Origin of the sequence: Leucobacter muris, assembly GCF_004028235.1 — a bacterium.
GTDB lineage: Bacteria > Actinomycetota > Actinomycetes > Actinomycetales > Microbacteriaceae > Leucobacter > Leucobacter muris.
Genome location: NZ_CP035037.1, coordinates 1356463 through 1376456, shown reverse-complemented (window position 1 = coordinate 1376456; position 19994 = coordinate 1356463). Strand labels below are relative to the sequence as shown.

General features: G+C 71.8%; 15 protein-coding genes. 3 read left to right on the top strand and 12 right to left on the bottom strand.

Annotated elements, in window-relative coordinates:
• The first annotated feature begins 40 nt into the window (after positions 1 to 40).
• Positions 41 to 1555: a glycerol kinase GlpK gene (gene glpK, locus Leucomu_RS06475; protein ID WP_128386706.1), complete on the top strand. Its 1515-nt coding sequence runs from the start codon at positions 41 to 43 to the stop codon at positions 1553 to 1555.
• Positions 1556 to 1750: 195 nt separating this feature from the next.
• Here the strand turns inward: glpK and Leucomu_RS06470 are convergent, their stop codons facing one another.
• The 11 genes from Leucomu_RS06470 to Leucomu_RS06420 all read right to left on the bottom strand — a co-directional run bounded on the left by Leucomu_RS06470 (position 1751) and on the right by Leucomu_RS06420 (position 15864).
• Positions 1751 to 2899, bottom strand: coding sequence for a glutathione S-transferase C-terminal domain-containing protein (locus Leucomu_RS06470; RefSeq protein WP_128386705.1), 1149 nt, complete (start codon positions 2897 to 2899; stop codon positions 1751 to 1753).
• A gap of 182 nt (positions 2900 to 3081) precedes the next feature.
• Positions 3082 to 3414, bottom strand: coding sequence for a putative quinol monooxygenase (locus Leucomu_RS06465; RefSeq protein WP_017884906.1), 333 nt, complete (start codon positions 3412 to 3414; stop codon positions 3082 to 3084).
• Between the two features lie 138 nt (positions 3415 to 3552).
• Complete coding sequence (gatB, locus tag Leucomu_RS06460; RefSeq protein WP_128386704.1) at positions 3553 to 5064, bottom strand: Asp-tRNA(Asn)/Glu-tRNA(Gln) amidotransferase subunit GatB; 1512 nt, start codon at positions 5062 to 5064, stop codon at positions 3553 to 3555.
• Positions 5064 to 6599, bottom strand: coding sequence for an Asp-tRNA(Asn)/Glu-tRNA(Gln) amidotransferase subunit GatA (gene gatA, locus Leucomu_RS06455; RefSeq protein ID WP_128386703.1), 1536 nt, complete (start codon positions 6597 to 6599; stop codon positions 5064 to 5066). Before gatA ends, gatB begins: the two co-directional genes overlap by 1 nt.
• Before the next feature lie 14 nt (positions 6600 to 6613).
• Complete coding sequence (gene gatC / locus Leucomu_RS06450) at positions 6614 to 6949, bottom strand: Asp-tRNA(Asn)/Glu-tRNA(Gln) amidotransferase subunit GatC (protein ID WP_128386702.1); 336 nt, start codon at positions 6947 to 6949, stop codon at positions 6614 to 6616.
• 48 nt (positions 6950 to 6997) lie between these two features.
• Complete coding sequence (locus Leucomu_RS06445) at positions 6998 to 7624, bottom strand: DNA-3-methyladenine glycosylase I (protein WP_128386701.1); 627 nt, start codon at positions 7622 to 7624, stop codon at positions 6998 to 7000.
• A gap of 226 nt (positions 7625 to 7850) precedes the next feature.
• Positions 7851 to 10286, bottom strand: coding sequence for an NAD-dependent DNA ligase LigA (ligA, locus tag Leucomu_RS06440; RefSeq protein ID WP_128386700.1), 2436 nt, complete (start codon positions 10284 to 10286; stop codon positions 7851 to 7853).
• Between the two features lie 112 nt (positions 10287 to 10398).
• Positions 10399 to 11568, bottom strand: a complete 1170-nt coding sequence (gene mnmA, locus Leucomu_RS06435) for a tRNA 2-thiouridine(34) synthase MnmA (protein ID WP_017884900.1) — start codon at positions 11566 to 11568, stop codon at positions 10399 to 10401.
• A gap of 95 nt (positions 11569 to 11663) precedes the next feature.
• Positions 11664 to 12911, bottom strand: coding sequence for a cysteine desulfurase family protein (locus tag Leucomu_RS06430; RefSeq protein WP_041205805.1), 1248 nt, complete (start codon positions 12909 to 12911; stop codon positions 11664 to 11666).
• 26 nt (positions 12912 to 12937) lie between these two features.
• The gene (locus Leucomu_RS06425; RefSeq protein ID WP_017884898.1) at positions 12938 to 13921 is read right to left on the bottom strand and encodes a tetratricopeptide repeat protein; all 984 of its coding nucleotides are present in this window, start codon (positions 13919 to 13921) and stop codon (positions 12938 to 12940) included.
• Positions 13922 to 13923: 2 nt separating this feature from the next.
• Entirely contained in the window at positions 13924 to 15864 is a 1941-nt protein-coding gene (locus Leucomu_RS06420) for a glycosyltransferase (protein WP_128386699.1), read from the bottom strand.
• Positions 15865 to 16247: 383 nt separating this feature from the next.
• Between Leucomu_RS06420 and Leucomu_RS06415 the strand changes: the two genes are divergently transcribed.
• Both Leucomu_RS06415 and Leucomu_RS06410 read left to right on the top strand, forming a co-directional pair.
• Positions 16248 to 19139 (top strand): hypothetical protein, encoded by a 2892-nt coding sequence (locus Leucomu_RS06415; protein WP_128386698.1) that lies wholly within the window; start codon positions 16248 to 16250, stop codon positions 19137 to 19139.
• Positions 19136 to 19663, top strand: a complete 528-nt coding sequence (locus Leucomu_RS06410) for a ribonuclease H family protein (protein WP_017884895.1) — start codon at positions 19136 to 19138, stop codon at positions 19661 to 19663. Before Leucomu_RS06415 ends, Leucomu_RS06410 begins: the two co-directional genes overlap by 4 nt.
• 132 nt (positions 19664 to 19795) lie before the next feature.
• Here the strand turns inward: Leucomu_RS06410 and Leucomu_RS06405 are convergent, their stop codons facing one another.
• Positions 19796 to 19972, bottom strand: a complete 177-nt coding sequence (locus tag Leucomu_RS06405; protein WP_228407315.1) for a hypothetical protein — start codon at positions 19970 to 19972, stop codon at positions 19796 to 19798.
• Positions 19973 to 19994: the final 22 nt, after the last annotated feature.

The window sequence follows — 19994 nt, the reverse complement described above, 5'->3', positions numbered from 1 at the left end:
CGGCGACGCATCGCCGCATCGCCGCTTCGAAAGGAACTCCATGTCCAAGTACGTCATCGCCATCGATCAGGGCACGACCTCGAGCCGCGCCATCATCTTCGATCGGTCGGGATCCATCATCTCGGTCGGGCAGAAGGAGCACGAGCAGATCATGCCGCAGGCCGGCTGGGTCGAGCACGACGCGACCGAGATCTGGCAGAACGTGCAGGAGGTGATCGGCATCGCCCTCGGACGCGCCGACCTCACCCGGCACGACATCGCCGCGATCGGCATCACCAACCAGCGCGAGACGGCGGTCGTCTGGAACAAGAAGACCGGCAAGCCCGTCTACAACGCCATCGTGTGGCAGGACACGCGCACGCAGGACATCGTGGACCGTCTCGCGGCCGACGGCGGCACCGACCGCTTCAAGGAGATCGTCGGGCTGCCGCTCGCCACCTACTTCTCCGGCACCAAGATCGTCTGGATCCTCGAGAACGTCGAGGGCGCGCGCGAGGCGGCCGAGGCCGGCGACCTGCTCTTCGGCACGACCGACTGCTGGGTGCTGTGGAACCTGACTGGCGGCGTCGACGGCGGCGTGCACACCACCGACGTCACCAACGCCTCGCGCACCCTGTTCATGGATCTCGAGACCCTCGAGTGGCGCGACGACATCCTCGAGGTGTTCGGCGTGCCGCGCTCGATGCTGCCCGAGATCAAGTCGTCGTCCGAGGTCTACGGCCACGCCGAGGACTCGTCGCTGCTGCGCGAAACCCCCATCGCGGGCATCCTCGGCGACCAGCAGGCCGCCACCTTCGGCCAGGCCGCCTTCCAGGCGGGCGAGTCGAAGAACACCTACGGCACCGGCTGCTTCCTCATCTTCAACACCGGCGAGGAGATCGTCCGCTCGAAGAACGGGCTGCTCACCACCGTCGGCTACAAGCTGGGCGACGGCCCCACCCACTACGCGCTCGAGGGTTCCATCGCGGTGACGGGCTCGCTCATCCAGTGGCTGCGAGACCAGCTCGGCATCATCGAGTCGGCGCCGCAGGTCGAGGAGCTGGCGGCGAGCGTGCCTGACAACGGCGGCGTCTACATCGTGCCCGCCTTCTCGGGCCTGTTCGCCCCCTACTGGCGCCCCGACGCCCGCGGCGCCATCGTCGGGCTCACCCGCTACGCGAACAAGGGCCACATCGCCCGCGCCGCGCTCGAGGCCGTCGCTTTCCAGACCCGCGACGTGCTCGACGCGGTGAACGCCGACGCGGGCGTCGACCTCACCGAGCTCAAGGTCGACGGCGGCATGGTCGCGAACAACGCGCTCATGCAGTTCCAGGCCGACGTGCTCGGCGTGCCCGTGGTGCGCCCGGTCGTCGCCGAGACCACCGCGCTCGGCGCCGCCTACGCGGCCGGCCTCGCAGTGGGCTTCTGGAACGGCCTCGACGACCTGTCGGCCAACTGGCAGGAGGATCGCCGCTGGGAGCCCGAGATGGAGGACGCCGACCGCGACCGCCAGCTGCGCAACTGGCGCAAGGCCGTCACCAAGTCGATGGACTGGGTCGACGACGACGTCAAGTAAGCGTCGCAGGCACGACTCACCTCGGTGCCCCGGGGCGGCGGGAGAGATCCCGCCGCCCCGGTTTCGTCTGCGCGGGAGGTGCGGCCGCGGGGCGGATGCCGCCCCGCGCCGGCGCGGTGATGCCGGCCGGCCGGCGGGTCGACCGGGGGCCGACCGGCGAGTCGACCCGCCGCCGGGCCGACTGGCTCCGCTCGGCTACAGCTGGTAGAGCGGGTTGTGGCCGGCGGCGATCCGCTCCCCCTCGCGCACCGGGCCGGGCGGGGTGCCGTCGCCGAACGGCTCGCCGCCGAGACGCTCTCGCCCGTGCGGGTCGAGCCAGTTGCCGAGGTCGGGGCCGGCCGGCACGATCCTCGTGGGGTTCACGTCCTCGTGCGTGATGTAGTAGTGCTGCTTGATCTGCACGAAGTCGATCGTGTCGCCGAAGCCGGGCGTCTGGAAGAGGTCGCGCGCGTACCCCCACAGGTGCTCCATCTCGGCGAGCTTGCTGCGGTTCGTCTTGAAGTGGCCGTGATACACGGGGTCGAAGCGCGCGAGCGTGGTGAAGAGCCGCACGTCGGCCTCGGTGATCGTACCGCCCATGAGGTAGCGGCGGGGCGAGAGACGCTGCTCGAGCCAGTCGAGCGCGTCCCAGAGCCGGGCGTAGGCGGCGTCGTAGGCCTCCTGGCTGCCCGCGAAGCCGCAGCGGTAGACGCCGTTGTTCACCTCGGTGAAGACGCGCTCGATCACGGGCCACATCTCGTCGAGCAGATCCCGGGGCAGCAGGTTCGGCGCGCCCTCGCGGTGGAACTCGCGCCACTGCGTCGAGAAATCGAGGGTGATCTGCGGGTAGTCGTTCGTGACGACCCCTCCGGTGGGGATGTCCACGATGGCGGGCACCGTGATCCCCCGCGGGTAGCCGGGGAACCGCGCGAAGTAGTTCTGCTGCAGACGCTCCGTGCCGAGCACCGGGTCGCGGCCGTCGGGATCGAGGTCGAAGGTCCAGGATCGCGCGTCGTGGGTGGGTCCGGGCCGTCCGAGCGAGATCGCGTCCTCGAGGCCCAGCAGCCGGCGCACGATGACGGTGCGGTTCGCCCAGGGGCAGGCGTTGGCGGCGACGAGCCGGTAACGCCCGGGCTCGACGGGCCACGCTTCGGCTCCCTCGCCGAGGCCGTATCCCAGCGAACCGATCTTCGAGGGCGGCGGGGCGGGCAGCCGTCGGACTGCTGCGGGGTCGGCGACGATGCGGTCCTCGATGTAGTTCGTGTCGCGGCTGAACTCGGCGCCGCTCGTCACGTACGAGCCCCTGGTCGAGTGCTCGCTCTCGTGCGAACCGGTGGCGTCTGATGGTGCGGCGGTGTCTGACATGCGGTGCCTCCTCGGGGACGGTGCGGGTTCCGATGGCGCGGCTCGCGCCGCTGCGCCGAGTCTATGCGGGGATGCTTCGGAGTCGCTCAGACGGTCGCCGGGCGCTTCGCGCGGAGAGCGGTTCGCCCCGGGGCGCGAGTGCGCTCCCGGGGCGACCGGTCAGGGCTGGGGTCTCGACGGGGTCAGGCCCCGCCGTCGATCCTGAGTTCGCCCATCTCGTCCCAACCGGCGCCCTCGACCTTGCGTGACACGATCTTCGGGGTGCTGACGAGCAGCGGTCGCATCGCTTCGAGCCCCTTCGGGAAGTGCTCGGAGCCCACGTGGGCGCTCGCGGCCTCGTCGTCGGCGAAGGCCTCGACGAGCACGAACTCATCGGGGTTCTCGACGCTGCGCGACCACTCGAACCAGAGGTTGCCCGGCTCGGCGCGGGTGGCCTCGGTGAACTCGGCAGTGTGCTCGATGAAGACGTCGGCGAACTCGGGCTTGACCTGGTATTTCACCACGATGAAGTACATGTGCGGTGCCTCTCTGCCCGGTGAGGGCCTCTCGTTTCTTCGGTGTCGGCGGCGCGGGTGCTGCGTCGCCGCCGCCGCTCGATCCACCCCGCGCGACGCCGCCACGTGCGGCGCGCACGAGGCGAACGCCCCGAGCGCCTACTTCGCGCGTTCCAGTACCAGCTCGCGCACTCGGGCCGCGTCGGCCTGGCCGCGCATCGCTTTCATGACGGCGCCGATGATGGCTCCCGCGGCCTGCACCTTGCCGTCACGGATCTTCGCGAGCACGTCAGGCTGCTCGGCGAGAGCCGCGTCGACGGCCTCGATGAGCGCGCCGTCGTCGGAGACGATCCCGAGCCCGCGAGCTTCGACGATCTCGGCCGCCGTGCCCTCGCCGTCGATGATGCCAGCGATGACCTGTCGGGCCAGCTTGTCGTTGAGCGTGCCGGCGTCGACGAGCTCCACGACCGAGGCGATCTGCTGGGGCGTGATGAGCTCGGCGGGCACTGCCGAGCGCTCGTTCGCGATGCGTGCGATCTCGCCCGTCCACCACTTGCGGGCGGTCTGCGGCGGCACGCCGGCGCTCACGGTGGCCTCGATGCTGGAGAGCAGGCCCGCGTTCACCACGTCCTGGAACTCGAGTGCGCTGAACTGCCACTCCTGCTTCAGGCGTCGGGTGCGCAGCGTCGGGTGCTCGGGCAGCGCGGCCCGCAGCTCCTCGACGAGCTCGCGCGACGGGGTGAGCGGCGCGAGGTCGGGCTCGGGGAAGTAGCGGTAGTCGTCGGCGTCGCTCTTGGGCCGACCCGGCGAGGTCTCGCCCGTGTCCTCGTGCCAGTGGCGCGTTTCCTGCGTGATGGAGCCGCCGTCGGCGAGGATCTGCGCCTGGCGCTGGATCTCGTAGCGCACCGCCCGCTCGATCGAGCGCAGCGAGTTCACGTTCTTCGTCTCGGTGCGGGTGCCGAGCACCGACATCCCGGCGCCCTCGTTGCCGCGGGGGCGCAGCGAGACATTCGCGTCGCACCGCAGGTTGCCCCGCTCCATGCGGGCGTCGGAGATGCCGAGCGCGATGACGATCTCGCGGATGGTCGCCACGTAGGCCGCTGCGATCTCGGGAGTGTCGGCTTCGCCGCCGAAGACGGGACGGGTGACGATCTCGACGAGGGGCACGCCTGCGCGGTTGTAGTCGACGAGCGAGTACTCGGCGCCCTGGATGCGGCCGGTCGAGCCGCCCACGTGGTTGAGCTTGCCCGCGTCCTCCTCCATGTGGGCGCGCTCGATGGGCACGTGCACGACGCGGCCCGAGGCGAGTTCGATCTCCACCGATCCGTCGTACGCGATGGGATCGTCGTACTGCGAGATCTGATAGTTCTTCGCCATGTCGGGGTAGAAGTAGTTCTTGCGGGCGAAGCCCGAGACCTCGGCGATCTCGCACCCGAGCGCGAGCCCGAGGCTGATCGAGCTGCGCACCGCCTGCTCGTTGATCACGGGCAGCGCTCCGGGCAGGCCGAGGCACACGGGGGTGAGGTTGGTGTTGGGGTCGGACCCGAACGCGTTCGGCGCCGACGAGAACATCTTCGTGCGGGTGTTGAGCTCGACGTGCACCTCGAGGCCGATCACCGGCTCGAAGAGCTCGAGGGCCTTCTCGAAGTCCATCAGCTTGGTCTTGGCCATCAGTTCGCCGCCTCTCCGGTCGAAGCACCTGCAAGGGAGGGGGCCTGCGCCCAGAAGGGCGAGCCGTCGCGCTCGGCGATGAGGCTCTCGATCGCGGAGCCGGCGCGGTACAGCCGCGCGTCCTCGAAGGCGGGCGCCATGAGCTGCAGGCCGACCGGCAGGCCGTCCTCGCTCGCGGTGCCGATGGGCAGGCTGAGCCCCGGGATGCCCGCGAGGTTCGCGGGGATCGTCGTGGCATCGTTGAGGTAGTCCTGCAGCGGGTCGCCGCCGTGGGCGCCGAGCTGCCACGCGGTGGTGGGCGCGGTGGGCGACGCGATCACGTCGACCTGTTCGAAGGCGCTCGCGAAGTCTCGCTGGATCAGGGTGCGCACCTTCTGCGCGCTGCCGTAGTAGGCGTCGTAGTACCCGGCGGAGAGCGCGTAGGTGCCGAGGATGATGCGGCGCTTCACCTCGGCGCCGAAGCCCGCGGCGCGGGTTTCGCTCATGACGCTCTCGACCGTGCCGCCGCCCTCGGGCGCGACCCGCAGGCCGAAGCGCACGGAGTCGTACTTGGCGAGGTTGCTGGAGGCCTCGGCGGGCAGGATCAGGTAGTACGCGGCGACGGCGTACTCGAAGTGGGGAGCGTCGATCTCGACGATCTCGGCTCCCTGCGCGGCGAGCAGAGCGAGGGCCTCGTCGAAGCGCGCCTTCACCCCGGCCTGCAGGCCGTCGAGCATGAGCTGCTTCACGACGCCCACGCGCAGGCCCGCGAGGCTCGAGGGATCGGCGCCTCGGCGAGCGGCTTCGGCCATCGAGGGCCAAGCGAAGTCGAGCGACGTCGAATCGTGGCGATCGTGACCGGCGATGACGTCGTGCAGCAGCGCGGTGTCGAGCACGGTGCGGGCGCACGGGCCGATCTGGTCGAGCGACGAGGCGAGCGCGATCGCGCCGTAGCGGCTGACGCCGCCGTAGGTGGGCTTGACGCCGACGGTGCCGGTGAGGGCGGCGGGCTGGCGGATCGAGCCGCCGGTGTCGGAGCCGAGCGCGAGCGGGGCCTCGAAGGCGCCGACGGCCACGGCCGAACCGCCGCCCGAGCCGCCGGGCACCCGGTCGGCCGCCCACTGGTTGCGGGTGGGGCCGTAGGCCGAGTTCTCGGTCGACGAGCCCATCGCGAACTCGTCCATGTTCGTCTTGCCGATGTTGACGAGCCCGGCCGCGCGAGCCTTGGCGACCGCGGTCGCGTCGTAGGGCGAGCGGTACCCCTCGAGGATCTTGGAGCCCGAGGTGGAGGGCATGTCGGTGGTCACGAGCACGTCCTTGACGGCGAGCGGCACACCGGCGAGCTCACCGAGGACCTCTCCCGAGGCTCGGCGAGCGTCGATCTCGCGCGCCGCTGCGAGCGAGGCGTCGGCGTCGGTCGCGAGGAAGGCGTTCAGCGCGCCGTCGACGGCGGAGATGCGGTCGAGGTGGGCGCGCGTCGCCTCTTCCGAGGAGACCTCGCCCGCGGCGAGCTTCGCGGCGAGCTCCGCCGCGGTCAGCTTGATCAGTTCGCTCACTGCTGCCGCCCCCTTCACTGCTCTTCGCCCAGGATCGACGAGACCCTGAACATGCCGTCGGTCGTCTCGGGCGCGTTCGCCAGCGCCTGCTCGCGGGTGAGCACGTCGGCGATCTCGTCGGGCCGCGTCACGTTGTTCAGCGGGATCGGATGGCTCGTGGCCGGCACGTCGTCGCGCGCGACCTCGCTGACCTTGGCGATATTGGCGAGGATCGAGTCGAGCTCAGTCGTGAGCGAGTCGATCTCCGCGTCGGTGAGGGCGATCCGGGCGAGGCCGGCGAGATGCTGCACGGTCTGCGCCGTGATCTCGCCGCTCGCCCCGGCACGTTCTGCCGCAGGGGTCTCAGGCATGCTGCTCCATCGTGACGTGGTGAATGGGGTTCGGTGAACCACACCATCCTACCGAGGGCCGGGCTCGGGCTCCCTGCGGGTGCCGTCAGGGTTCCAGAGGCCCGAGCACCCTCGCCGGTGGCTGCTCATGAGGTGGACGTCGACGATGCCGATGGCGCACATGAGCGCGTACACCGTCGTCGGGCCGACGAAGCTGAACCCTCGGCGCTTCAGCTCCTTCGCGAGCGCGTGCGACTCGGGCGACGTCGAGGGCACATCGGCGTCGGTCTCGGGCGTCGGAGAGCGCTCGGGCATGTACGACCAGACCAGCTCGGACAAGCCCTCCCCCGTCTCCTCTCGCAGGCGCAGCGACGTGCGCGCGTTCTCGACCGTGGCCATGATCTTGCGCCGGTTGCGGATGATGCCTTCGTGCTGGAGCAGGCGTTCGACGTCGCCCTCGTCGAACACGGCCACGCGCCGCGGCTCGAATCCCGCGAATGCCTCGCGGAAGGCCTCGCGCTTGCGCAGCACGGTGATCCAGGAGAGACCGGATTGGAAGCCCTCCAGGCTCAGCCGTTCGAACACCCCCGCCTCGTCGGTGACCGGCATCCCCCACTCGGTGTCGTAGTAATGGGTCAGCAGGGGATCCTGCCCTGCCCAGCTCGCACGAACCATCTGGCGCGGTTCCTGAGGCATGGTCGCTCCTTTCCGGGGTCTTCGTGCGGCGTCCGGTACCACCGGATGCCGCGCTGCCCTCAACGCTAATGAACGGCGCCCGACCCGAGAGCCGAAACCGGCGAACTGTGGATAACTCGACCGTTTGTCGCTCGGTGGGAGCCTGTGAGCGAGGGCTGCTGGACGCCGCGGCGACTCGCTCCGCCCCGACGCGGGAGGCTTTAGACCGGATCCCGCGCCGCCCGGATCACTCCCCCGCGCCGCTCGCCTCCGAGCCGTTCGTCTCGGTGCCGCCCGCGCCCGCGGTGCCCTCCTCCGCGTCAGTCACGGCCTCGTCGTCGTCCTGAGCGAGCGCCGCCGGGCCCTCGGTGACGAGCACGGCGAACTGCGCGGCGTCGAGCACGGGGATGCCGAGATCCCTGGCCTTCGTCTCCTTCGAGCCCGCCCCCGGGCCCGCCGCCACGTAGTCGGTCTTCTTCGAGACGCTCGAGGCCGCCTTGCCGCCGGCCTGGATGATCGCCTCCTTGGCCTCATCGCGCGTGAACCCCTCGAGCGTGCCGGTCGCGACGACGGTGAGCCCTGCGAGCACCCCGCCCTTCGCGACCGCGGCGCCGGGGCTGGGGTGCCCGGGAGTCGACCACTGCACCCCGGCCGCGGCCCAGCGATCCACGATCTCGCGGTGCCAGTCGACCTCGAACCACTCCTTGAGCGATTCGGCGATGATGCCCCCCACGCCGTCGACCTCGGAGAGCTCTTCGACCGACGCCTCCCGGACCGCGTCGAGCGAGCCGAACCACTCGGCGAGAGCCCGTGCCGCCACGGGGCCCACGTGCCTGATGTTGAGGGCGACGAGCAGCCGCCACAGCGGCTTGGTCTTGGCCTTCTCGAGTTCGGCGAGGAACGTCTCGGCGTCCTTCGAGGGCAGGATCACACGATGGTCTTTGCGGTAGCCGGCCTTGCGCCGCGCCGCGGGATCGAGTCCCTCGGCCTCGGGCGGGTACTCGAGCAGCACGCGCTGGAACGGCGAGCGCCGCCTCGGCTCGCCCGTCTCCTCGTCGATCACCGGCTCGCCGGTCTCGCTGTCGCGCACCACGACGGTGATGGGCACGAGCTCTTCGAGGCTCAGGTCGAAGAGCCCGGCCTCGGTCTCGAGCGGCGGATCGGCGGGCACCTCGGGCTGCGTGAGCGCAGCCGCCGTGATCTCGCCGAGCACCTCGACGTCGAGCGCGCCCCGCGACCCGATGTGCTCGACACGGCCGCGCACCTGAGCGGGGCAGGCGCGCGCGTTGGGGCAGCGCAGATCGATGTCGCCCTCTTTCATGGGGCGCAGAGGGGTGCCGCACTCGGGGCAGCGCTCGGGCATCTGCCACTCGACCTCGCTGCCGTCGCGCAGTTCGAGCACGGCTCCGAGCACCTCGGGGATCACGTCGCCCGCCTTGCGCAGCACGACCGTGTCGCCGATGAGCACCCCCTTGGCCTTGACGACCTGCTGATTGTGCAGGGTGGCCTGGCGCACCGTCGATCCGGCGACCTTCACGGGCTCCATGACGGCGTAAGGCGTCGCCCGACCGGTGCGGCCGACCCCCACGCGGATGTCGATGAGGCGGGTGTGCACCTCCTCGGGCGGGTACTTGTAGGCGATCGCCCAGCGCGGAGCCCGACTCGTCTCGCCGAGCTCGGCGTGCAGGTCAAGCTCGTCGACCTTCACCACGATGCCGTCGATCTCGTGCTCGACGTCGTGCCGGTGCTCGCCGCGGTCGGCGATGAACGCGACGACCTCGTCGATGGTGTCGAAGACGCGCGAGTGGGGCGAGACGGGCAGCCCCCACTCGCCGAGCAGGCCGTACACCTCGGACTGGTTCTCAATGCCGGGGTGTTGCCAGGCGCCGATGCCGTGCACGTACAGGGAGAGCCGCCCGAGCCGGTCGCGCATGAGCGCCAGGTCGGTCTCGCTCTTCTTCTCGGCGCGCTGGCGCAGGGTGCCCGCGGCGGTGTTCCGCGCGTTCGCGAACTCGGGATAGCGGATCGAGATGCGCTCCTCGGGCACGCCCTTGGCGCGCTGCTCGGCGGCGTATTCGGCCTGCAACTCGTGCTGACGCTCGTTGAGCGCCTCGAAGTTCTCGCTGCTGAGGAACACCTCGCCGCGGGCCTCGAAGAAGTCGGGGATGCCCTCGCCGTGCAGTTCACGCGGGATCACCGGGATCAGCTCGACGTTCTCGGTGATGTCCTCGCCCACCCGGCCGTCGCCTCGGGTGGTCGCGGTCTCGAGCACGCCGCGCCGGTAGGCGAGGCTGATCGCGAGCCCATCGATCTTCAATTCGGAGAGCCAGCGCACGTCGCGGCCGGCGGCGGCGCGGGTCTTCTCGGCCCACTCGCGGAACTCGTCGAGCGAGAAGACGTTGTCGAGGCTGAGCATGCGCTCGGCGTGCTCGTGCTCGGGGAACCCGGCCGACACGACGGCGGCGCCGACCTCGCGCGTGGGACTGTCCTGCCCCGCGAGTTCGGGGAAGGCCCGTTCGAGCGCTTCGAGCCGGTGGAACATCTCGTCGTACTCGGCGTCGGAGACGAGGCTCGTCGCCTCTGAGTAGTAGGCGCGGCGCAGGCGCTCGATCTCGACGGCCAGGCGCTCGGCCTCGGCGCGCGCCTCATCAAAGTCTATGGGGATCTGCGCGTTCTCGTTCACGCCTCAAGTCTAGGAACAGCGCGGCCTCGGTGAGAGATCCGGCGTCGGTGAAACGCATTCGGCTGCGACGCTCTCACCGGGCCCGGATCCCGCCCCGAACGGGCGATGCGCCTCAGCCGCCGACGGCCGCGGAGTTCGACGCCGGCACCGCACGGTCGATCGTGAACTGGCCGAGCACGCGGGTGCCGATGTAGACGACGGCGGTCTGGCCCGGTGCGACCCCCAGCAGCGGCTCCGCGCGCTCGAGGTCGATGTCGACCACCACCTCGTGCGTGGCGCCCTCGCGGTGCTGCTCGGTGCGCTCCGTTTCGAGGATCGGCTCGAGCCTCGCCCGCGCGGGAACCGGATCGGCGTGGGCGCGGATCTGCACCTCGCAGTCGAAGGGATCGCTCACGTCGAAGCCCGGCTCTCCGGCCCAGCTGAACCGGCCGCCGGCGATGCGGCCGATCGCGAGGCTCTGCTTGGGGCCGACGACCACCTGGTTCGAGACGGGGCGGATCGACAGCACGTAGCGCGGCTGCCCGTCGGGTGCGGGCCTGCCGAGTTGCAGACCGCGCCGCTGTCCCACGGTGTAGCCGTGCGCGCCGTCGTGGCGGCCCACCACCTCGCCCGATTCGTCGAGGATCTCGCCTGGTTCGCGCTCGAGGTGGTCGGAGAGCCAGCCGCGCGTGTCGCCGTCGGGGATGAAGCAGATGTCGTGGCTGTCGGGCTTCTGCGCGACCTGCAGGCCGCGATCCTCGGCCTCCGCCCGGATCAGCTCCTTCGAGGGTGTGTCGCCGAGCGGGAAGTAGCAGTGCGCGAGCTGCCGCTCGGTGAGCACGCCGAGCACGTACGACTGGTCCTTGGCCCAGGCACTCGCCCGGTGCAGTTCGCGGCCGTGGGGGCCGTCCTCGAGGCTCGCGTAGTGCCCGGTGGCCACGGCGTCGAAGCCGAGGGCGATGGCCTTGTCGAGCAGCGCGGCGAACTTGATCTTCTCGTTGCAGCGCATGCACGGGTTGGGGGTGCGGCCCGCGGCGTACTCTGCGATGAAGTCGTCGACGACGTCCTCCTTGAAGCGTTCGCTGAGATCCCAAACGTAGAAGGGGATGCCGAGCAGGTTGGCTGCGCGGCGGGCGTCCATCGCGTCCTCGATCGTGCAGCAGCCGCGGGATCCGGTGCGCAGCGTGCCGGGCATACGACTGAGGGCGAGGTGCACGCCGACCACGTCGTGCCCCGCTTCAACGGCGCGCGCCGCCGCCACGGCGGAGTCGACGCCCCCGCTCATCGCCGCCAGAATCTTCATCCGATCCATTGTACGCGCCCGGCGCGGCGCGCAACCCGATCCCTCGCGCCCGGCCCCTCAACCGCTGCGCCCTCGTCGCCGCAGCCCTTCGGATCTCAGGCGAGTCCCGCGGCGCGGGCGCGCTCGAGCGCGGCGGGCAGGGCGGCGAGCAGCGCGTCGACCTCGTCGTCACGGGTGTCGGGGCCGAGCGTGAAGCGCAGGGCGCCGGCCGCTTCGGCCTCGGATATCCCCATCGCGAGCAGCACGTGCGAGATCTCGGCGACGCCGGCCCGGCACGCCGAACCGACCGAGACCGAGACCCCCGCCGCGTCGAGCAGGAACACGAGCGAGTCGCCCTGACAGCCCGGGAAGGTGAAGTGCGCGTTCCCCGGCACCCGCACCGGTTGGTCGACGGGTTCGAGCGCCGCGTCCCTGCCCGGGCCCGTCGCGGCCGCCCCCTCGGCAGCCCACGGCTCCGGGCCGCGCAGCACGGCGCTCGGGTCGGCCGCGCGCACGCCCGCCACGAGGCGGTCGCGCAGCGCGCGGAGCCGAGCGGCACGAACCGGCTCGGGGCGCCCGTCGGGATCGACGGCGAGGTCGAGGGCGGCGGCGAAACCGACGGCGCCCGCGACGTCCTGGGTGCCGGATCGCGCCCGCTGCTGGGTGCCGCCGTGCAGCAGCGGCTCGGCCGCGATCCTCCGTCCCAGCACGAGGGCGCCGACGCCGACGGGCCCGCCGATCTTGTGCGCGGAGACCGACACCGCGGCCGCCCCGGCCGCCGCGAAATCGATGGGCAGCTGCCCCAGGGCCGACACGGCGTCGACGTGCGCGGGAAGCCCCGCGCTCGCGGCGATCCGGCACAGCTCGGCGACCGGCTGCACGGCCCCGACCTCGTTGTTCGCCCACAGGAACGAGACGAGTGCGACGTTCTCGGCGCCCTCCTGCGCGATCGCGGCCTCGAGCACGGCGGGGCGCAGCACCCCGTCGGCATCGATGGGCAGCCATCGCAGGCGTGCGCCCTGGAAGTCGCGCAGCCACTCGGCGGCCTCGATCGTCGCGTGGTGCTCCCCCTCGGCGACGAGGATCACGGCGTCGGGCCCGAGCGAGGCGCGGCGCGCCCAGTAGATGCCCTTGAGGGCGAGGTTGATCGACTCGGTGCCGCCGCCGGTGAGGATCAGCTCTGCGGTGTCGCAGCCGAGCGCGCGGGCGATGCGCTCGCGCGCCTGCTCGAGCAGCTCGCTCGCCCGTTGCCCGTGCCCGTGGGTGGAAGCCGGGTTGCCGACGACGCGCAGCGCGTCGGTGTAAGCGGCGAGCACCTCGCGCGGCATCGGCGAGGTCGCCGCGTGGTCCAGGTAGGCTCGCACGTCGCTCACGTCAGGGGCGCACCCGCTCAGTAGAGCAGGTTCGCCAGACGGCCGCGCGCGGCGAGCACCCGCGGATCCGCGATGCCGACCACCTCGAAGAGCTCGAGCAGGCGCTCACGGATCGCGGCGCGGTCGTCGGCGTCGGTGCTCGCGGCGAAAAGATCGAGCAGCCGCAGGAAGGCGTCTTCGACGTGCCCGCCCGAGATGTCGAGGTCGGCGACGCGCATCTGCGCTGCGACGTCGCTCACGTCGGCCGCGGCGGCGCTGCGGATCTCGTCGGCGGTGACGCCCTGCAGGCGCTGCAGCAGCTTCATCTGCACGAGCGCGGCGCGGGCCTCCGCGTCGGCCGGTGCCTTCACGAGCACCGCCTCCCACTCCGAGACCGCGGCGGCGTAGTCGCCGCGTTCGGCGGCCTCGACGGCGGCGCGGTGCGCCTCTGGGATCTCGGGCTCGGCGGGGGCGGCGGGCGCGCCCTGCGCGTCGGCGTCGCCCTGATCCGGAGCGCTCACGCGACCCGTCACGCCGTGCTGCTCGGCGAGCTGCACGAGCTGGGTGAAGAACTCCCGCACCTGCGCCTCGGGTACGGCCCCCTGGAAGAGGGGCACCGGCCGGCCGCCGACGAGCGCGACGACGGTGGGGATCGACTGCGCCTGGAACGCCTGCGCGAGGCCGGGATTCGAGTCGACGTCGACCTTCGCGAGCAGCACGCGGCCGTCGAACTCGCGCGTGATCTTCTCGATGACGGGGCTGAGGGTCTTGCAGGGCTGGCACCACTCCGCCCACAGGTCGAAGACCACGGGCACCACCGACGAGAGCTGCGCGATCTGCTCGAAGGTCTCGTCGGTGACGTCGAGCACGAGCGAGGGCACGTCGACCGTCTGCCCGGTTCCCTGGGCCTGGTCTGCGGTCGGCGCGCCGGGCTGGCCGCCGGGGCCGGCCTGGCCGCGAGCCGCGAGGTGGCTCAGATCGACTCCTCCGCCGGGAAGGCGCGCGGGCATCTGCTGCGTCATGTCTAGTTCCTCACTCCCACGAGTTCGCTCGTCACACCGAGCAACTGGATCTTGCTTCCGTCGGTCTTGCTGGGCACGTAGAAGAGCAGCTGGTGCGCGACCTCCTGCACGAGTCTCTCCTGCTCCCCAGTGAGCCCGGAGAGCGCCGTCACGGCGCCGTTCGCCTGCGGCTTGTAGCGGCCGCCGGCCGCGTCGACGATCTGCTCCTCGATCACGGTCGTCGCCACGAGTGCCCCGCCCACACCGGTCGACAGCGCCACGGGGGCCTCGTCGCCCTGCCGCGCGGCGACCGAGTAGACCATGGTCTGCCCCTTGCCGTCCGACTGCACCTGGGCCTGCTCCGCGAGGGTCTTGCCGTAGTTCTGCAGCAGCGTGTCCTCTGCGATGTCGAAGGCCTCGGCCTCGGGCACGTCGGGGCCGCCCTGCAGCACTGCCGCGAACTGCGCGCCCACGTCGCCCGGAGGCAGCACGAGCGACTCGATGTCGTTCGCGAGCAGTGCCGTGCCCTCCTCGGCGGGGGCCGCCTGCGGCATCGAGATGCCGCCGCGCAGCGCGATGACCCGCGACACGTGGTAGTTGTCCTGCGGCGTCTCCTGCGTGAGCACGAGGGCGAGCGAGGGTGACGCGGCGGCCGTCTCGGTCGGCTCGCTCTCGGACCCCTCGCCGTCGGCATCCTCGACCACCGGATCCTCGGGGTCGTCGACGCCGCGCGTCGAAGCCACGGTGACGAACAGGGTGCGGGGCCACGACTCGGTGCTCTGCACGAGTTCGTAGTCGAGTTCGTCGTCGGTGATGCGCGGAGGAATCACGCTGTAGTCGGGCATGGTGGCCCGGATCGTGTAGTTGGCGGTGCGCTGCGCGAGGGCGTCTCCGACGAAGCGGTCGCCGAGCAGGTCGACGTTCAGGGCGTCGTCGGCCTCGTTCGCGACGTTCGAGATGCGCTGCACGATGCGGCTGAGCTGCCCGTCGGTGACGGGCACCGGTGCGGCTGAGGAGGGCGTGGGCGCGGGGGTCTCCTCCTGCGTCGTCTCGGGGCCGAACTGGGGCCAGTAGCTGGGCGAGCAGCCGGTGAGCCCGATGACCGCGACCGCGCCGAGGGCCGGGATCGCGAGACGTCGCCGCAGTCGGGTGCGACGATCGGCGCGCATCGAGGCGCTGCCGCCCCCGGAGGCCCCGGATCCGCCGTCCGCTCCGTCGACGGGCGCAGCGGTGCCGCGCGCGGCGCCGGGCTTGGAGAACGCGTTGCGGATGCCCTGCAGCGGGCCGCGACGGCCGCGCCGCGGGCCGAGCCCACGTCGGTTGTGGTCGACGGCGAGCAGATACATCACCGCGCCCGCGAGCGCGAACAGGCCGCCGGCCGCGAGCAGCGGGCCGGCCCAGGGGGTGTTGGGGTCCTGCGCCCACACGAGCGAGACATCGGTGGGCACGGGATCTTCTCCGTTCGACGCGATGAGCACGGACTGGTCGGCGCCCAGCGAGACGGGCACGCGAAGGGTGCTGGCGTCGGCGCCGGCGCCCTCGTCGTCGACCGAGCGCTCCTCGAGCCACAGGTCGCTGCCGCGGGGGTCGCGCGGCTGCGGGGTCTCGGCTTCGGCGCCCGCCTCGGGCGCGTCGACCACGGCCGGGGCGATGAGGGCGCTCAGCAGGCGCTGCTGCTGCTTGTCGACCGTGAGCTCGGCGTGCAGGTAGGGCTCGAGCCAGCCCTCGACGTCGCGGGTCTGACCGGTTGCCACGAACGCCTGCTCGCTTCTCACGACGATGTTGGCCTGGCCCGGCACCTTGGCGAGCTCGGTGCCGTCGATGAGCGCGTAGCCGGCCTCGGAGTTGGTCTCGACCGGAAAGCTGATCTCGGAGGGGCCTGCGAGGAAGGTGCGCTGGCCGATGCCCAGCAGCAGCAGAACACCGGAGATCACCAGCGCTGCGATCGCGAGCACATATCGCACGGGGGCTCCTATCCACGGTTGACGGCGCCCGATCACCCCTCACGGCCGGTGGCCGGGGGCGCGTCGAGCACGACTCTTCATGACAACGCTACCGGAGCTTCCTCGACGCGGCATGGATGCGGCATGGATGCGGACTGGTGGACCGCGGTCTCGGCGACGTCGCGCCGGGCCTGCCCGAACGCCCGCGACCCCGCTCCGGGCCGGGTGATTTTTCCGAGGATCCCCGCCTCATCCTCTGACGAGTGCGATAATCTGGACCTCATTCTCCGTGCCAGCCCATCCGCTCCGCGGGGCGCGCACGAAATCGTTCGATTCCCGGAGGCCCAGTGTCCGAATCAGCTCAGCAGTTCTCCCCTGCCTTCCGCGGGTACAACCGCGAAGAAGTGGACGAGCGCATCGGATCCCTCACCGGGCACATCGCCACCCTGCAGTCGCACCTCGAGTCGCTGCAGTTCGCCCACCAGCAGGCCACGCAGACTGGCCAGGAGCAGCGCCAGCTCATCGCCGAGCTGCAGGACCAGGTCGCCGAGCTCGGCGCCAGCGGCTACTCGGGGCTCGGCCTGCGGGTCGAGAAGAGCCTCAAGATCGCCGAGGATCACGCCCAGCGCCTCATGGCGCAGGCCGACCTCGACGCCGAGAAGCTGCGCCGCTCCTCCGAGGAGGAGGCGAAGCGCGTGCTCACTCAGGCGCAGGCACGCGCCGACGAACTGCTCTCCTCGGCCTCAGAGCAGGCCGAGATCATCATCACCGGCGCCCGCACCGATCTCGCCGAGCAGACCGCGGCTGCGAACGCCGAGCGCGAGCGTCTCGTCGACGAGGCCCGCCGCGACGCCGAGCTCACCGTCAGCTCCGCCTCCCGCGAGGCCGCCACCGAGCGCGAGACCGCGCACCGCGACGCCCAGGCAGAACTCGCCGCCGCCCGAGCCGAGGCCGAGCAGCTCACGGCCGAAGCACGCTCCGCCGCGAACGAGCTGCGCGCCGAGACCGAGCGCCACGCCGAGGCCTTCGCCAGGCAGAAGGCCGAGAGCGAGCGCGAGGCCGAACTCGAGCGCGCTCGACTCGTGCAGGAGGCCGAGCGCGCCCGCGCCGAGTTCGAGGCCAAGCGCCAGCGCGAAGAGACCGAGCTCGAAGAGCGATACACCGAGCGCCAGCGCGAGCTCGAGGGGCGGCTCGAGGCCGAGCGCCGGGCCCTCACCACCGAGATGGACACGCTGCGCGGCCGCATCGCGCAGGAGCGCCAGGAGCACGACGAGGCACTCGCCGTCGAGCGGGAGCAGCACGAGCGCCGCATCGCCTCCGAGCAGCAGGTGCACGCCGACCGCATCGCGCAGGAGCGCGAAGCGCACGAGGCCGCGATCGCGCGCGGCCTGGAAGCCCAGCAGGCCGAGCTCTCGACGCTCGCCGAGCAGGGCACCCGCGAACGGGCGCGCGCAGACGAGCTCGCAGCCCGCGACCGCGCCGAGGCGCAGCAGCGGCTCGAGGCCGAGCTGGCCGCCGCGAGCGAGCGGCAGGAGCAGCAGCTGCGGCAGGATCTCGAGGCGCACGAGGCGCGCATCGCTGCTGAGCGCGAGGCCCACGAGCAGACCATCGCCGAAGAGCGCGACGCGCACGATGAATCGATGCGCGCCGAGATCGTCTCGCACGAGGCGCGCCTCAAGAACGAGCGCGACGCTCAGGAGGAGCGCCTCTCGGCCGAGCTCTCCGCCCACGTCTCCCGCCTGGCGCGCGAGCGCGAGACGCACGAGCAGAGCATCGCCGAGGAGCGCGAGGCCCACGATCGCGCGCTCGCCGACGAGCGCGAGGAGCACGAGGCGCGCATCGACCGCGAGCGCGAAGAGCACGAGGCCCGCATCGCGCAGGAGCGCGAGGAGCACGAAGCCCGCATCGACCGCGAGCGGGGCGAGCACGACATCGCCATCGCCCGCGAGCGCGAAGAGCACGAGGCCCGCATCGACCGCGAGTCCGAGGCGCACGACGCCCGCATCGCCGAGGAGCGCGAGCTGCAGGAGCGCGAGCTCGCCGCCCAGCGCACCGCGCAGCAGAACCTGCTCGCGACTGAGACCGAGGCCCACGAGACGCGTCTCGCCCGCGAGCGCGAGGCCCACGAGAACCGCATCGGCAGCGAGCTCGCGAGCCACCAGGATCGCCTCATCGCCGAGTGGGAAGACCACCGCGGCCGCATCGACGCCGAACGCGAGGCCCACGAGCGCGAACTCGCTGACGAGCGCGCTCGGCAGCAACAGCAGCTCGCTCGCCAGCGCGAAGAGCACGAGGCTCGGCTCACCGACGAGGCCACCGTGCACGCCGAGCGGCTCGCGTCGCAGCTGCGCGAGCACGAGCAGCGCATCGCGGACGAGACCGCGGCGGCCGAGGAGCGCCTGCGCATCCAGCGCGAGGAGGCCGCCGAGAGCCTCGGTCTGCAGCGCGAGGAGCTCGAGCTGCAGGTGGATCGCGAGCGGGCGAGACTCGCCGCCGACATCACCCGTGAGCGCGAGGAGCACGATCGCGCCATGGCCGCCGCCCGCGCCCAGCATGAAGACGACCTGCGCCGCGAGCGCGAAGCGCAGGCCGCCGCGATCGAACGCGAGGTCGCCGCCAAGCGGGCCGAGGTCACCGAGGAGACCGACCTGCTGCGCACCGACACCGTCGCCGAGCTCGCCGAGCACCGGGCCGCCGAGGAGGCGCGCCTCGCGCAGCTGCGCGCCGAGACCGAAGACGCGGTGCGCTCGATGCACGAGCAGATCGAGGCCGACACCCTCGAGTTCAACACCTCGTCGGCTCAGCAGCGCGAGGCGCTCGAGCAGGAGCTGGCCGCGCGCCAGCAGCAGGCCGCGGAGGCGTCGCGCCGCGAGATCGAGGCCACCCGCACCGAACTCGCCGAGCTGCGCTCGCAGCTCGAGGAGGCGCGCGCCGAGTACGAGCGCATCACCGCCGAGGCGGCTCAGCACGCCCGCAGCACCCGCGGCGAAGCCGAACGTCGCGCCGCCGAGATCGTGCTCGAGGCCGAGCAGCGCGCCCAGACCACCTTCGCGGCCGCCGAGGATCGCGCCACGAAGGTGCTCGCCGCAGCCGAGGATCGCATGACCCAGCTGAAGGTCGAGCGCGGCGCCGTGGCCCGCTACTTCGAGAGCCTCGGAGAGGTGCTCACCAATGCCCAGAAGATGAGCACGGTCGCCGGCCGCATCGTCGAGCAGCCCGTGATCGAGGGATCGGCTCCCGAGCCAGCCGCGAGCGACTCGGCCGCGACGCCCGCCGTCGAGAGCGAGCAGGCGTGACTCTCACCGCAGCAGCCGACGGATCGGCCCTCGGCAACCCCGGCCCCGCCGGCTGGGCATGGGTGGTCGACGGCGAGCAGTGGCGCGCCGGCGGATGGCCGCGCGCCACCAACAACCAGGGCGAGCTCATGGCCGTGCTCGACCTGCTGCACGCCACCGCCGAGCGGGCGCACGAGCCCCTGCACGTGCTGTGCGACAGCCAGTACGTCATCAACTCCGTGACGCAGTGGATGCCCGGCTGGAAGCGCCGGGGCTGGCGCAAGGCCGACGGCAAGCCCGTGCTCAATCGCGAGCTGCTCGAACAGCTCGACACGGCCCTCGCGGGTCGCGACGTACGGTTCGAGTGGGTGAAGGGCCACGCCGGGCATCCGCTCAACGAGGCGGCGGATCAGCGCGCCCGCGCGGTGGCCCTGGCCTTCCAGGCCGGCATCGAGCCCGATCACGGGCCGGGTCTCGCCGGAGCCACGACGCCGAGCCCCGAGGTCGACGTCACCGCGCCGACCGCTCCCCCGACGCTCTTCTAGGCGGTTCGCCGGCGGCTCTCGCGCGTCCGTCGACGGGCGCGAGGGAACGGCACGTCTTCGCGTCGGCATCGGCCGGTTCCGCCCCTCATCGTGGCGAGGGCGACGGGCGAGGCTCGGGCGGCGCGGGGGCGCTCAGGCTGATTGCCAGCAGTACGAGTGGTAGTGGCGGCGGTCGCGCACGGCGGCCTCATCGCCGAAGAAGTGCTCGGCGCTCCAGACCACCACGTGCGCCTGCCCGGGCGGCACCTCGTTCGCGCAGGCCGGGCACCGGTAGCTCTTCTCGGCGCGGTGGGCGGGAATCTCGCGCACGAACCATTCGACGCCGCGCCGC